The organism is Amycolatopsis kentuckyensis (genome assembly GCF_041679295.1).
Classification (GTDB): Bacteria; Actinomycetota; Actinomycetes; order Mycobacteriales; family Pseudonocardiaceae; genus Amycolatopsis; species Amycolatopsis kentuckyensis_A.
The window spans coordinates 143,106-156,583 of sequence record NZ_JBGDMD010000016.1 but is presented as its reverse complement, the minus strand read 5'-3'; the positions used below and the strand labels follow the sequence as shown (position 1 = coordinate 156,583).

Below are 13,478 nucleotides of genomic sequence, written 5' to 3'. Positions count from 1 at the left end.
TGGTCAGGCGTGGAGGGCCTTGGCGGCGTCGTCGACGGCCGCCCACGCGGCTCGCCAGGTCGCGCGGGCCTCGGCGCGGCGGGCCAGCTCGCGCTCGGCGATCCGGCCCGCGACGAACCCCAGCTCGCCGTCCGCCGTCGCCAGGACCGTGCGCATCCGCTCGGCCGCGATCACCGCGTCCTGGTGGTCGCCCAGCACGGTCTGGAAGTCCCTCGTCGCCTTGATCAGCTTCTTGATCCGCTTCGCGCGCTTCTTCTTCGCCGACGTCTGGGCCAGCTCGGCCGCGTACCGCAGCTTCTTGCCGTGGATGCGCAGGGCGTGCAGGTCGTCGTCCGGCGGGTCGGCCGGCAGCGCGCGGACCGCCTTGGCCAGCTTGCGGTGCGGTTTCGCCAGCCCGGTCACCAGGTCGTGCGGCTCGCCGGGCGCCTCACCGGACGACCGGGTCAGCAGGCTGACCTCCCGCAGCAACGTCGAGTAGCGGGCGCTCGACAGCGCCCGCGTCAGCCGCCGCTTCGCCGCCGCGCGCTCGGTGACGAAGCGGGACACCAGCCGGCGGCCGGCCGGCTGGTCGCGGACCTCGAAGTCGGCGATGACCTCGCGCAGGTGCCCGATCAGGACGTCGTGGTCGCGCACCTCGCCGAGCGACTGCCCGAGCCAGCCCAGCTCCGCGCGCACCGGCTCGGCGCCGTCGCCGACCAGCCGGCCCGACAGCTTCAGCACGCTGCGCATCCGCCGCAGGGCGACGCGCATCTGGTGCAGGTCTTCGGGGTCGGCGCCGGAGCGCGTCCCGGCTTCGTGCGCGAGCAGGGCGCGGATCTCCCGGTCGAGCTTGGCGCGCACGTGGTGGACCGCCGGATCCGCCGGGCCCACCTCGACCGGGAGCTCCGGCAGACCCAGCTCCGCCGGCGTACGAGGCAACGATTCGGTGGTCACCTCATGAATACTAAGTGAACAACCAGCCTCAGTCGTTCGCGTGCAGCATCGAGTTCAGCTCGACGCCGGAGCCCGTCCGCGGCACGACCTCGACCGCGCCGGTCGCCGAGTTGCGGCGGAAGACCGCGCCCGAGATGCCGTTGAGCTCGCGGGCCTTGACGACCTTGCCCTCGACGACGACCTTCGTCCCCGCCGTGACGTACAGGCCGGCCTCGACGACCGCGTCGTCGCCCAGCGAGATCCCGACGCCGCCGTTCGCGCCGATCAGGCAGCGCTCGCCCAGCGAGATCGTCTCCTTGCCGCCGCCGGAAAGCGTGCCCATGATCGACGCGCCGCCGCCGACGTCCGAGCCGTCGCCGACGACCACGCCGGCCGAGATCCGGCCCTCGACCATCGACGCGCCGAGCGTGCCGGCGTTGAAGTTCACGAAGCCCTCGTGCATCACGGTCGTGCCGGACGCCAGGTGCGCACCGAGCCGGACGCGGTCCGCGTCGCCGATCCGGACGCCGGACGGCAGCACGTAGTCGACCATCCGTGGGAACTTGTCGACGCTGTAGACGGTCACGGCGCCGCGCGAGCGCAGCCGCAGCCGGGTCGTCTCGAAGCCCTCGACCGGGCACGGGCCGTGGTTGGTCCACACGACGTTGGCCAGCAGGCCGAACATGCCGTCGAGGTTCTGGCCGTGCGGGCGGACCAGCCGGTGCGAGAGCAGGTGCAGCCGCAGGTACATGTCGTGGGTGTCCGCGGGAGCGTCGGCCAGCTTGCCGATCGTGGTGCGGACGGCGACGACCTCGACCCCGCGGTCGGTGTCCGGGCCGAGCAGCGCCGCGGCGGCTTCGCCGAGCAGCTCGGTGGCCTCCTCCGCGCTCAGGCGCTCGGTGCCTTTGGTGCCGGCAGTGTCGTTCTCGATCAGCTTCGGGTGCGGGTACCAGGTGTCGAGGACCGTCCCGTCGGTCGCGACGGTGGCCAGCCCGACGCCGCTGGCGCCGGTCGTTTCGGGGTTCGGGCTCTGCTCGCTCACGCCCGACACGGTAGTCGAGTGACGCGGATCAACCACTCGTGGGCCGGGCCGCTACCTGCTTCTTCAGGTCCCCGAGCGCGCCGGCGATGTCGACGAGCGCCTGGGTGCAGGGGCCGCCCGGATCGGGCACGGTCGTGCAGCCCGCGCTCCGGAAGGCCTTCACGGCGGTGTCGAGCTTGTCCGCTTCGGCGACCAGCTGCGGGTCGCGGTCGTCCCCGCGCTTGCGGGCCGAGCCGGGGACGTTGCCGACCTCCGTGACGTACTTCTCACAGCCCTTCGGCAGCTGGGTGCGCGGGCTCGCGTAGCACTGGTCGACGGTCAGCGCGTCCAGCTTCGTCGGGAGCGCGTCCGGGCCCGGCTCGCCGCCCTGCTTGGGCGTCGGGCCCGCTTCGTTGCCGCAGCCGGACAGGACCAGGACCAGCAACGCGCCGCCCACGGCGACTCCGAACCTACGCACACCCTCACGGTAGCGTGCCGGGCATGAGCCTCGACCTGCACGCCGACCCCGTCGACCTGACCGCCGCGCTCGTGGACACCTTCAGCGTGTCGGGCGCGGAGGCCGAGATCGCGGCGGCGGTGCAGAAAGCGCTCCAGGAGCAGGCAGCCCACCTCGAAGTGGTCCGCAACGGCGACGCCGTCCTCGCGCGCACGAACCTCGGCCGCGCGTCGCGGATCGTGCTCGCCGGGCACCTGGACACCGTGCCGGAGAACGGCAACCTGCCTTCGCGGCGCGAAGGCACCGGCGACGACGAGGTCCTGCACGGCCTGGGCACGGTCGACATGAAGGGCGGCGACGCGGTCTTCCTGCACCTCGCGGCGACGCTGCCCGAGCCCAAGCACGACGTCACGTTCATCTTCTACGACAACGAAGAGGTCGAAGCGGTCAAGAACGGCCTCGGCCGGATCGAGCGCGAGCTGCCGGAGTGGCTGGCGGGTGACCTGGCGATCGTGGGCGAGCCGTCGAACGGCGTGATCGAGGCCGGCTGCCAGGGCACCATGCGGGTCGAGCTGAGTCTCGCCGGCAAGCGCGCGCACACCGCGCGGGCGTGGATGGGGGAGAACGCGATCCACGCGCTGGCCGAGCCCCTGCGGCGGCTGGCGGAGTACACGCCGCGGATCGTCGACATCGACGGGCTGACCTACCGCGAAGGCCTGCAGGCGACTGCGATCGGGGGTGGGGTCGCCGGCAACGTCGTCCCGGATTCGGCGGTGCTGACGGTCAACTTCCGCTTCGCACCCGACCGCACACCGGAAGCGGCGGAACGCCACGTACGCGAGGTGTTCGACGGGTACGAACTGTCCGTTGTGGACATGTCCCCGGGCGCACTGCCGGGCTTGTCGGCCCCGGCGGCGGCCGAGCTGGTGACGGCGGCGGGCGGCCGCGCGGCGGCCAAGCTGGGCTGGACGGACGTGGCGCGCTTCGCGGCGCTGGGCATGCCGGCGGTCAACTTCGGCCCGGGCAACCCGACACTGGCGCACACGAAGCAGGAGAACGTCCGGACGGCGGAGATCCGGCAGGTCGCCGAGGTCCTGCGCAAGTTCCTGTCCTGAGTGGCGGTCGTCACACTGACGGGTCCTGAGCTGCGGTGACGCTCCGCCACCAGGCGTCACCGCAACTTTTCCGGGTCCCCGGCCGTATCCCCCGGTGAAGCCGCTTCCTGGAGGAGTCATGCCCAAAACCGCGAGACGGGCCGCGGCCGTCGCCGTGCTCGCGTTGGCCGGGGTGCTCACCGCCTGTGAACAGCAGCCCGTTGCCGCGCCCGCGGCCGGGCCCGTTGTCATGGCCATCGGGGAGGCCACCTCCGTTCCGCCGCCGCCCGCCGAAGCCGCGCCCGTCACCCAAGCGGCTCCCGTCGAGGTCGCCATCAGCTTCCCGCGCACCGGCTCGGGCCAGTGGATGTTCACCCCGGGCAGCGACGAGGTCGCGGGCACGCGCGGCAAGCTCATGCGGTACCGGATCGCCCTGGAAACCGACATCGACGGCGTCGGCCCCGCCGCCTTCGCGAAGCAGATCCGCGGCATCCTCGGCGACCCGCGCGGCTGGACCGGCGGCGGCGAGTGGCGGCTGCAGCAGGTCGGCCCGGACGACGACGCCGACTTCACCATCTACCTGGCCACCCCCGCCAGCCGCGACAAGCTGTGCGGGGGCACGGCGGATGGCTACACCTCCTGCCGCAACGGCAGCAACGTCGTGCTGAACGTCGCCCGCTGGGCCAACGCCGTGCCGAACTACGGCGCGCCGCTCGACGTCTACCGCCAGTACATGGTCACCCACGAGACCGGGCACCGGCTCGGCCACGGCCACGAGCTGTGCCCGGGCGCGGGCCTGCCGGCGCCGGTGATGGAGCAGCAGACGCTCGGGCTGCACGGCTGCGTCCCGAACCCGTGGCCGTTCCCGGACGGCAAGTCCTACGCCGGCCCGTCCGGCGAGTACGACGACCCGATCCCGGCCGGCGACTCCTAGCGGCCCTGCAAGGACTTCACGTTGTCGCCGAACGTCCAGCCCTTCGAGCCGTCCCAGTTGATGGACCAGTCCATCAGGCCCTTCAGGCCCGGAACCGACCGCCACGCCTGGGAAACCAGGCTCGGCGACATGTACCCGCCGCCCGCGCCGGGCTGCGCCGGCAGGCCCGGGACCTGCTTGTCGTAGGGCACCCGGATCGTCGTGCCCTGGACGACCAGTCCGTTGTTCAGGCACTGCGTCTGGACGGTGAAGCCCTGTACGGTCCCGGCCTGGTACGAATCGCCGGAGCAGCCGTACATGGATCCGTTGTAGTACTGCATGTTCAGCCACCACAGCCGGCCGTTGTCCGCGTACTTCTTGACGATCGGCAGGTACGCGCCCCAGATCGAGCCGTACGTGATGCTGCCGCCGGTCACGTACGCGGTCTCCGGCGCCATCGTCAGCCCGAAGCCCGCCGGCATCTGCGCGAGCACGCCGTCGATGATCCGGATCAGGTTCGACTGCGACGCCGAGAGCGTCTTGATGTTGCCGCTGCCGGTCAGGCCGGTCTCGATGTCGATGTCGATCCCGTCGAAGTTGTACTGCTTCAGGATCGGGACCACCGTGGCGACGAACCGGTCCGCCACCGTCGACGACGACAGGTCTATCCCGGCGGCCGCGCCGCCGATCGACAGCAGGATCGTCGCGCCCGCGGCCTTCGCCGCGCACATCTCGGCGGGCGTGGACACCTTGACTCCGGCGTCCATCCCGTTCTCCCACAACACGGTCCCGTCGGACCGGATTACCGGGAAGGCGGCGTTGATGACGTTGTAGCCGTGCTGGGCCATGCGGCTGTCGGTGATCGGCACCCACCCCATGCCGGGGTGGACGCCGTTGGCGGCGCCGTCCCAGTTCTCCCAGTAGCCCTGGAGGACCTTGCCGGCGGGCCGCGGTTTCACCGCGCACGTGTCGGCCTGCACCGCCCCCTGCGCGGGGGCCGACACGAGCAGCGGGACGGCCAAGGCCGCTGCCAGAAGGGTTCCGAACAGGCGGTTTCTGCGACCGGACATACCGATTCCCATCGTCGTTGAGGGCGAACGCGGCGTGTCCGATCACGATATGGGGCGGCGGGAAGCGTTGACTACCTACGATCGGGTGGTGGTCTAGACAAATTTCGGGCCGGGGTGCCTTCGCGGCGAAGGCACCCCGGCGACGGGTCAGACGGTCAGCGTCCAGGAGGACAGGTACCCGGTGTCGGCCGGGCCGACGTCCCGGATCCGCAGCTGCCACGCCCCGTTCGCGGCCTCCGAGGAGGCGTTGACGGTGTAGGTGGTGTCGAGGTTCGGCGTCGAGTCGCTGCTCGAGTTCTTCAGCCGGTACGCCGTGCCGTCCGGGGCGACGAGGTCGATGACCAGGTCACCGCGGTAGGTGTGGGTGATGTGCACCTCGGCCTTGGTGGTGCCGGACGCGTTGCGCGCGCAGCCGGCCACGGTCGCGGTGCTGTTCACCGCGGCGGCCGGGTAGTCCGGGATGTCGAGGCGCGTCGAGTTGGTCACCGGCGCGCACGACGACGTCCCGACGCCGAGCGAGAACGACGCCGTGTGGTCGACGTTCGCGCCGTCGGCCGTCACGGTGACCGGGAACGTGCCGGTCGGCGTCGACGACGACGTCGAGATGGTCAAGGTCGAGGAACCGCCGGAGGAGATCGTCGCCGGGCTGAACGACGCCGTCGCGCCCGCGGGCAGGCCGGACGCCGACAGCGAGATCGACTGCGCGCTGCCGGACGTCGTCGTGGTGTTCACCGCGACCTGCAGCGACTGTCCCGGTTGGACGGTCCCGGCGGTGGGGTTGAGCGCGACGGAGTAGTCGTTGCCCGTCGTCGTCGCGACGGCGAGCTTCCAGAGCGCGTACCCGATGGCGTCGGAGTTCTTCTCCAGCGGCGGGTCCGGGATGTTGGCCGTCGTGTCGCACGCGCGGTGGTAGCAGTTGTCGAACGGCGAACCCGCGGTGCCGCCCCACTTCTGCGCCTGCGCCGAGCTCTTGATGTCGCCGGCGCCGGTCGCGAGACCGCCGACCGGGATGCCCGCGCTCTTGAAGGACGCGTGGTCGGAGCGGCCGTCGCCTTCGCTGTCGCCCTCGGTCTGGATGCCGATGGAGGAGAAGTACTCGTCGAAGATCGCCTTGACCGAAGCGACGTCGTCGTAGACGAAGTAGCCCCAGTTCTTCGAGCCGATCATGTCGAAGTTGAGGTAGGTCTTGATCTTCGTGCGCTCGGAGCTCGGCAGGTTGTTGACGTAGTACTTGGAGCCGACCAGCCCGGACTCCTCGTCGGCCCACCAGCCGAACCGGACGCGCTTGGCCATCGCCGGGTTTGTGCGGGCCAGCGTCAGCGCGACCTCGAGGATCGAGGCGCTGCCGGAGCCGTTGTCGTTGATGCCCGGGCCGGCGCTGACGGAGTCGAGGTGCGCGCCGAGCATGATGACCTGGCTCGCGTCACCCTGCGGCCACTCGGCGATCAGGTTCTGCGACTGCCCGATGCAGCTGGTGCACGTCTGGCGGGTCGTCGTGTACCCGGCGTTCTTGAGCAGGTTTTCCACATAGGACACCGAGGCCGCGTAGCCGCCGCCGCGCGGCGAACGCGTGCCGCCGTTGTTGTTGGCGATGGTCTGCAGCTGGTTGAGGTGGGTCTTGATGTTGGCCAGCGAGATGTCCGGCGCGGCGAGCGCGGTGACGGGCGCGGCGGTTGCCGCGGGCACGGACACGACGCCCAAAACGGCGGCCAGGGCGGTGACCCCGGCTCCGAATCTGGTCTTCCACTTCATGGCGGTGAGTTCCTTCGGTGGGGGTTGGGGAGAACGGCCGTGAAGGCCGCACCGGGCTGGTGCGGCCTTCACGGGGTGGGGACTGCTACACGGTCAACGTCCAGGAGGACAGGTAACCGGTGTCGGCGGGGCCGACGTCTCGGATGCGGAGCTGCCACGCGCCGTTCGCGGCTTCCGAAGAAGCGTTCACGGTGTAGGTGGTGTCGATGTTGGGAGTGGAGTCGCTGCTGGAGTTCTTCAGCCGGTAGGCGGTGCCGTCCGGCGCGACCAGGTCGAGGACCAGGTCGCCGCGGTAGGTGTGGGTGATGTGCACCTCGACCTTCGTGGTGCCGGACGCGTTGCGCGCGCAGCCGCTGACGGTGCTGGTGCTGCTGACCGCGCTCGCCGGGTAGTCCGGGATGTTCAGGCGGGTCGAGTTGGTCACCGGGGCGCACGAGCCCGTGGTCCCTACGCTCAGGGTGTACTGAGCGGTGTGGTCGGTGCTCGCGCCGTCGGCCGTGATGGTGATGGGGAAGCTGCCGGTCGGGGTCGACGACGTCGTCGCGATGGTCAGCGTCGAGGAGCCGCCGGACTGGATCGTCGCCGGGTTGAACGTCGCGGTCGCGCCGGCCGGGAGACCGGACGCCGACAGCGTGATCGACTGCGCCGCGCCGGAGGTGATCGCGGTGCTGATCGTGGTGGTCGCCGAGGCGCCCGGCTGCACCGAACCCGAAGCCGGGTTCAGCGCGACGGAGAAGTCCGGCCCGCCGCCGCTGCACGACGTCGGCTCACCGGTCGCCGCGGTGACGGAGATGGCGTCCCACGCGGCCTTGGTGGCGTTGTACTCGGTGCAGCTGCCGGGGAAGAGCGCGATCGCGGCTTCGAGGGTCGCCTTGCGGGCGGCCTTGTGGTTCCACGACGAGGTCTTCTTCAGCAGGCCGTTGTAGAAGATCTTGCCGGCCTTCTGGATGCCGATGCCGGTGACGGTCGAGTTGTTGCAGGTCGGGCTGGCCGGCTTGCCACCACCCGGGTTCGAGCCCTCGGCCAGCAGGTAGAACCAGTGGTTCTGCGGGCCGGCCGCCGCGTGCACCTCGGTGCTCGGGATCGACGACGAGTAGCAGTTCGGGTCGCCGACCTTGGACGGCTGGTACATGTAGCGGATCGGGCCCTGGCCGACCAGGTTGACACCCTCGCCGACCTCGTAGTCCGGGGTGTCCTTGGCGTTGTTCGCGTACGCTTCGGTCAGCGCGCCGAAGATGTCGCCGGTGGACTCGTTGAGGCCGCCGTTCTCGTTGCCGGACCCCGCGCCACCCGGGGTGGTCTGGAAGATGGCGTGCCCGTACTCGTGGGCGACGACGTCGATCGAGGTGGCCTGGCGCTGGTTGTCCTGCGAGTGGCCGAAGTGCGTCGACGAACCGTTCCAGTAGGCGTTGACGTCGGACAGGCCCACCGAGGCCGGGTAGCCGCCGCCGTTGCCGTTGATGCCGTTGCGGCCCAGCCAGTCGCCGAGCATCTTCCACTCGGTCTGGGAGCCGAACAGCGTGTCGACGCAGGCGGTTTCCAGGTCGGTGCCGGAGCCGTTGCCCCAGTTGTTGTCCGGTCCACTGTAGACGGATCCGCCTTCGCGGCCGCAGCTGAGGCCGGTGCGGGCGGGGTCGCGCAGCGTGTATGTGCTGCCGGACTGCGTGGTGTCGATGGAGACGGTGCCGACGTAGTAGCTGTTGCCGGTGCCCACGACGTTGACCGTGGCCGGCTGGGCCTGGCCCTTCGCCCCGGAGGCGAACACCCGGACGTCGTCCCGCTTGTCGAGCACCGCGCCGGTCGCCGCGTCGACGAACACGTGCAGGTTGCTCGGCGCGGTCGCGGTGCGCCCGGCGACGACGACCTCGTAGGCCAGCTTCGGGCTCGACCCGGCGAGCACGACCTTCTCCGGCGTGCTCACACTGTCCACAGTGGGCAGTTGAGCGCGCGCGGTGGCCGCGGCCTTCGCGGCGTCGACGAGCGCCTGCGTCCCGACGCTGATCGGGGCGGTCTCGGCGGCACTCGTGCCGCGCACGCGCCCGGCCCCGTCGGCGACGACGACGGCGTCCCCGCCCACGACCCGCAGGCCCTGGTAGGTGCGCTGGTAGGCGCCGTAGAACAGCCCGCCACCGCCGGCCGTCAGGCCGACGCGCTGGAAGGCTTCGGCGGGGCCGCGCTTGAGCGCGTCGAGGCCGCTGGCGGCCGCTTGGTCGGCGGCGCGGGCGGCGGCGACGTCCGGGGCGGCGGGCTGGGCCGCCGGGGTCGCGCTCGCCGGGGTCACCGGCAGCGCGAGCGACATGGCGAGCCCGGCGGCGGCCGCCAAGCCCGTTCTGAACCCACGATGGGTCATCGAGGTCTTCCTTCCACGAAGGATGGGGTGCGCTAAGGAAAAGGGGACGTGTCCCGGGGAGTAACAGGAGGTATGCGTCCGGACGCATCCGAGTAAAGGATCAGCGGTTCCGGGCGTCAATGCGCCGAACGGACCAACACCGCGTTACGGATTCACCGGTCAATTCGTACAAACCCCGCCGGTGCAGGGGATTCGCCCGGCATTCCGCACCGGAACGACTTTCGTAGGGACTGTCCCGGACACCATCCGAACGCCGGACGATCTCGATCATCGGGAATCCTCAGCACAGCTTAGGAAAACGATTCAGTCGGCTTCGGCGCCCAACGCGATCAGCCCGTTCCGCAGCACGTTCGCGGCCTCCTCCTGCTTTCCGGTTTCGCCCAGCAGCTCGCTCAACGGCCGCAAAGCGCGCACCAGCACCCCGCGCGCCCCGAGCCCGGTGGCGAGCTCGACCGCCGCCCGCAGGTACTCCGCCGCGCCGCGCGCGTCGCCGCGCGCCCGGGCCAGCGACCCCAGCTGCAGCCGCAGTTCCGCCGCCAGCGGCGTGCCCGCGACGACGGCCGGGCGGACCTGGTCGAGCAGCGCCGACGCCGTCTGCAGCCGGCCCGCCGCCAGGTACTCGGCCGCCAGCTCGACGGTGATCGCCGGGACGTCGTCCGGCCACGCCGTCTCCCGCGCCGCGCCGAGGTCGGCCAGCGCGCCCTCGACGTCGCCCGCGCGGCCGCGGACCCGGGCCCTGGCCAGCAGGCAGTGCGCCATCGCCGGGTGCAGCGCCCGCTCCTGCATCAGGTCGTAGGCCGCGGAGACGGACGCGGCCGCGTCGGCGAACCGGTCCGCCGCCAGGTGGCTGCGGCACACCTCGAGGTGGCTGCGGGTCAGCTCGGCCAGCACCGCCGGGCCGCCCCGGGCGAGCCGCAGCGCCGACTCGGCGTACTCCGCGGCCCGTTCCAGGTCGCCCTGACGCAGGTGCCGCTCGGCCAGGCAGGCCCGCAGGGTCAGCAGCATCGACGGCTGCGGGTACCCGTCACGCAACAGCTCTGCGTGGCAGGTTTCCAGCAGGTGCAAGGAATACTGCGCCTCGCCCCAGCCGGACAGCACCGCCGCCCGCAGCGGCACGACCATCGCGCGCACCGGCGGCGGCTCGCCCGACAACGCCGTTTCGGCCTCCGCGACGTACTTCGTGCGGACGTCGCCGGTCGAGTACCCGGCCAGCCACAGCAGCGCGATCCCCGCCTGCCGCGGCCGGTCCAGGCGTTCGGCCTGACGCCGGATCCGCTGCATCCGCGGGACCGCGCGGCGGGCGTCGCCGGCCAGGAACCGTTCCGCCGTCTCGATCAGCTCGAGGTCGAGCTCGAGCAGTTCGCGCGGCGAGCTGCCGCCGAGCAGCTCGTCCGGCTCGATGCCCAGCTGCTGGGCGAAGAACCGCAGCGCGTCGCCCGACGGCGTCCGCGCGCCGGTCTCGACCGACGACACGTACGCCGCCGAGTACTGCGGTCCGGCCAGTTCGCGCTGGGTGAGCCCGCGCTCGGTGCGCAGCTCACGCAGGCGTTCGCCGACGCTCTCGCTCACTCGGGTCGCCCTTCCACCGGTTCAGGGTAGGCCGCGCGGCGGCGGGGGAGTCGCCCGCCGCCGCACGGGGAGGATCAGCAGGCGCCGGCGTCGCTCCACACGGCCCACGAGCCGGGCGCGCCGGGCTCGGCACCGGTCGAGTACCAGGTGGACGTCCACTTGTGACCGTTGTGGCCGACGACGTCGTTGGGGACGTACGCCTTCGCGGAGTCCCACTCGGCGAGGCCGTCGCAGCCGGTCGGCGGGGTGCCGGTGCCGACGGTGAGCGAGAACTGCGCGGTGTGGTCGGCGTCGGTGCCGTCACCGGTGACCGTCACCTGGCTGGTGCCCTGCGGCGTGGTCGCCGAGGTGGTGATGGTCAGCGTCGCGCTGCCGCCGGACTGGACGCTCGCCGGGCTGATCGTCGCCTTCGCGCCCTCGGGCAGGCCGGTGGCGAGCAGCTGGACGGTCTGGGCGTTGCCCGAGGTGACCCGCGTGGTGATGGTCGTCGTCGCGGTCTGTCCGGGTTGGATGGACGCGGACGTCGGCGAGAGCGTCAGCGAGTAGTCGTTGCCCGCGGGCGGCTGGCCGCTGCAGGTCGGCTCACCGCTGACGGCCGCGACGCTCACGGCGTCCCACGCGGCCTTCGTGGCGGTGAACTCGGTGCAGCTGCCCGGGAAGAGCGCGATCGCGGCCTCGAGCGTGGCCTTGCGGGCCGCGCGGTGGTTCCACGACGACGTCTTCTTCAGCAGTCCGTTGTAGAAGATCTTGCCGGCCTTCTGGATGCCGATGCCGGTGACGGTCGAGTTGTTGCACGTCGGGCTGGCGCCGCTGCCCTGGGAGAGCAGGTAGAACCAGTGGTTCTGCGGGCCGGCGGCGGCGTGCACCTCGGTGCTCGGGATCGACGACGAGTAGCAGTTCGGGTCGCCGACCTTCGACGGGTTGTCCATGTAGCGGATCGGGCCCTGGCCGACGAGGTTGACGCCCTCGCCGACCGTGAAGTCCGGGGTGTCCTTCGGGTTGTTCGCGTAGAACTCGGTCAGCGCGCCGAAGATGTCGCCGGTGGACTCGTTGAGCCCGCCGTTCTCGTTGCCGGAGCCGGCTCCGCCGGGGGTGGTCTGGAAGATGGCGTGCCCGAACTCGTGCCCGACGACGTCCATCGGCGTCGCCTGGCGGCGGTTGTCCTGCGAGTGCCCGAAGTGGGTCGAGGAGCCGTCCCAGTAGGCGTTGACGTCGTTGAGGCCGACGCTGGCGCGGAAGCCGCCGCCGGCACCGTCGATGCCGTTGCGGCCCAGCCAGTCGCCGAGCATCTTCCACTCGGTCTGGACGCTGTAGAGCGCGTCGACGCAGGCGGTTTCCAGGTCGGTGCCGGAGCCGTTGCCCCAGGTGTTGCTGCTCTTGGTGAAGATCGAGCCGCCTTCGCGACCGCAGGCGATGCCGCGGCGGCCGGGGTCGGTCATCGAGTAGGAGCTGCCGGAGCCGGACGTGTCGATCGAGACGGTGCCGCCGTAGTAGGAGTTGCCGGTGCCGGCTTCGCGGACGTCGTCGCGGGTGTCGAGGACCTGGCCGGTCGCGCTGTCGACGAAGACGTGCAGCCTGGTCGGGTGGGCATCGGTGTGCCCGGAGACGACGACCTCGTAGGCGAGCTTGGGGGTGTCCCCGGCGAGCACGACGAGCTTCGGTGCGGTGGCGCTGTCCACTGTGGACACCTTGGATCCGGCGATCCTGGCCGCTTGATCGGCGCTGAGCGCGGCTTGGGTCTTGACGGTGATGGGCGCGGTGCGGGCGGCTTCGGTACCACGGACCCGGCCGGCCCCGTCGGCGACGACGACGGCATCCCCGCCGACGACCGGCAGGCCGTGGTAGGTGCGCTGGTAGGAGGCGTAGTAGAGGCCACCGCCACCGGGGGTGACGCCGGTGCGGACGAAGGTTTCGCCGGGGCCCTTGGCAAGCCGGTCGACACCGTTGAGCGCGGCCTGGTCGGCAGCCCGGGCGGCGAGCGCTTCGGGAGGAGCGGCTTGTGGTCCGGCTGGGACGGCGGCGGCCGGGATCGCCGGCACCGCAGCGAAGGTCAGGGCCAGGCCGGCGATCGCCGCCAGCCCTCGTGGGGATCTCATGGGGCACCTTTCCGGGGAACGCGGGGAGTGTGACCGGCGAAATAACTGCTGTTATTCCGCCGGACGCGTCCGAGTAAAGGTTCCGGTCGTGCGCCGGTCAATGGGCCGAATGGCCTAGCGGGTTCCTGGGAAGATCACGGCCTGGTGGGCGAAACCGCAGGAAATGGCGGGGTTGGCGACTGGTCTGAACCAATTCACCGACTTTGGTAGGGAGTTGGTTTGGTTCGGACCAGTGAGCCCAGTG

General features: G+C 71.3%; 10 protein-coding genes. 2 read left to right on the top strand and 8 right to left on the bottom strand.

Annotation, left to right across the window (positions count from 1 at the left end; translation table 11 throughout):
- Window positions 1-3 precede the first annotated feature (3 nt).
- Genes ACERZO_RS45910 through ACERZO_RS45900 form a run of 3 tightly spaced genes read right to left on the bottom strand, consistent with a single transcriptional unit; the run spans window position 4 to window position 2,390 of the window.
- Window positions 4-933, bottom strand: coding sequence for a CHAD domain-containing protein (locus ACERZO_RS45910; protein WP_372672287.1), 930 nt, complete (start codon window positions 931-933; stop codon window positions 4-6).
- Between the two features lie 28 nt (window positions 934-961).
- Window positions 962-1,954: a 2,3,4,5-tetrahydropyridine-2,6-dicarboxylate N-succinyltransferase gene (gene dapD, locus ACERZO_RS45905; RefSeq protein WP_372672286.1), complete on the bottom strand. Its 993-nt coding sequence runs from the start codon at window positions 1,952-1,954 to the stop codon at window positions 962-964.
- Window positions 1,955-1,982: 28 nt separating this feature from the next.
- Window positions 1,983-2,390, bottom strand: a complete 408-nt coding sequence (locus tag ACERZO_RS45900; protein ID WP_372672294.1) for a hypothetical protein — start codon at window positions 2,388-2,390, stop codon at window positions 1,983-1,985.
- Between the two features lie 44 nt (window positions 2,391-2,434).
- Here ACERZO_RS45900 and dapE point away from each other — a divergent pair, with 44 nt between their 5' ends.
- Both dapE and ACERZO_RS45890 read left to right on the top strand, forming a co-directional pair.
- Window positions 2,435-3,505, top strand: a complete 1,071-nt coding sequence (dapE, locus tag ACERZO_RS45895) for a succinyl-diaminopimelate desuccinylase (RefSeq protein WP_372672285.1) — start codon at window positions 2,435-2,437, stop codon at window positions 3,503-3,505.
- A gap of 118 nt (window positions 3,506-3,623) precedes the next feature.
- Complete coding sequence (locus tag ACERZO_RS45890) at window positions 3,624-4,418, top strand: DUF3152 domain-containing protein (RefSeq protein ID WP_372672284.1); 795 nt, start codon at window positions 3,624-3,626, stop codon at window positions 4,416-4,418.
- On the opposite strand, the gene ACERZO_RS45885 is transcribed toward ACERZO_RS45890, so the two are convergent.
- From ACERZO_RS45885 to ACERZO_RS45865, 5 genes are all read right to left on the bottom strand, one after another.
- On the bottom strand, window positions 4,415-5,467 hold the full coding sequence (locus ACERZO_RS45885; protein ID WP_372672283.1) for a chitinase: 1,053 nt from the start codon (window positions 5,465-5,467) through the stop codon (window positions 4,415-4,417). The genes ACERZO_RS45890 and ACERZO_RS45885 overlap by 4 nt on opposite strands.
- Window positions 5,468-5,614: 147 nt before the next feature.
- On the bottom strand, window positions 5,615-7,219 hold the full coding sequence (locus ACERZO_RS45880; protein ID WP_372672282.1) for a M28 family metallopeptidase: 1,605 nt from the start codon (window positions 7,217-7,219) through the stop codon (window positions 5,615-5,617).
- An 85-nt stretch (window positions 7,220-7,304) separates the two neighbouring features.
- The gene (locus ACERZO_RS45875; protein WP_372672281.1) at window positions 7,305-9,569 is read right to left on the bottom strand and encodes a M4 family metallopeptidase; all 2,265 of its coding nucleotides are present in this window, start codon (window positions 9,567-9,569) and stop codon (window positions 7,305-7,307) included.
- Between the two features lie 303 nt (window positions 9,570-9,872).
- Window positions 9,873-11,138 carry a helix-turn-helix domain-containing protein gene (locus ACERZO_RS45870; RefSeq protein WP_372672280.1) on the bottom strand — a complete coding sequence of 422 codons (1,266 nt, stop codon included), beginning with the start codon at window positions 11,136-11,138 and terminating at the stop codon, window positions 9,873-9,875.
- A gap of 74 nt (window positions 11,139-11,212) precedes the next feature.
- Window positions 11,213-13,234: a M4 family metallopeptidase gene (locus tag ACERZO_RS45865; RefSeq protein ID WP_372672279.1), complete on the bottom strand. Its 2,022-nt coding sequence runs from the start codon at window positions 13,232-13,234 to the stop codon at window positions 11,213-11,215.
- Between the last annotated feature and the right edge of the window lie 244 nt (window positions 13,235-13,478).

Coding starts and splice junctions, on each gene's coding strand:
- dapE (WP_372672285.1), top strand. CDS start 2,435: ATGAGCCTCGACCTGCACGCCGACCCCGTCGACCTGACCGCCGCGCTC.
- ACERZO_RS45890 (WP_372672284.1), top strand. CDS start 3,624: ATGCCCAAAACCGCGAGACGGGCCGCGGCCGTCGCCGTGCTCGCGTTG.
- ACERZO_RS45875 (WP_372672281.1), bottom strand. CDS start 9,569: ATGACCCATCGTGGGTTCAGAACGGGCTTGGCGGCCGCCGCCGGGCTC.
- ACERZO_RS45865 (WP_372672279.1), bottom strand. CDS start 13,234: ATGAGATCCCCACGAGGGCTGGCGGCGATCGCCGGCCTGGCCCTGACC.
- ACERZO_RS45880 (WP_372672282.1), bottom strand. CDS start 7,219: ATGAAGTGGAAGACCAGATTCGGAGCCGGGGTCACCGCCCTGGCCGCC.
- ACERZO_RS45885 (WP_372672283.1), bottom strand. CDS start 5,467: ATGTCCGGTCGCAGAAACCGCCTGTTCGGAACCCTTCTGGCAGCGGCC.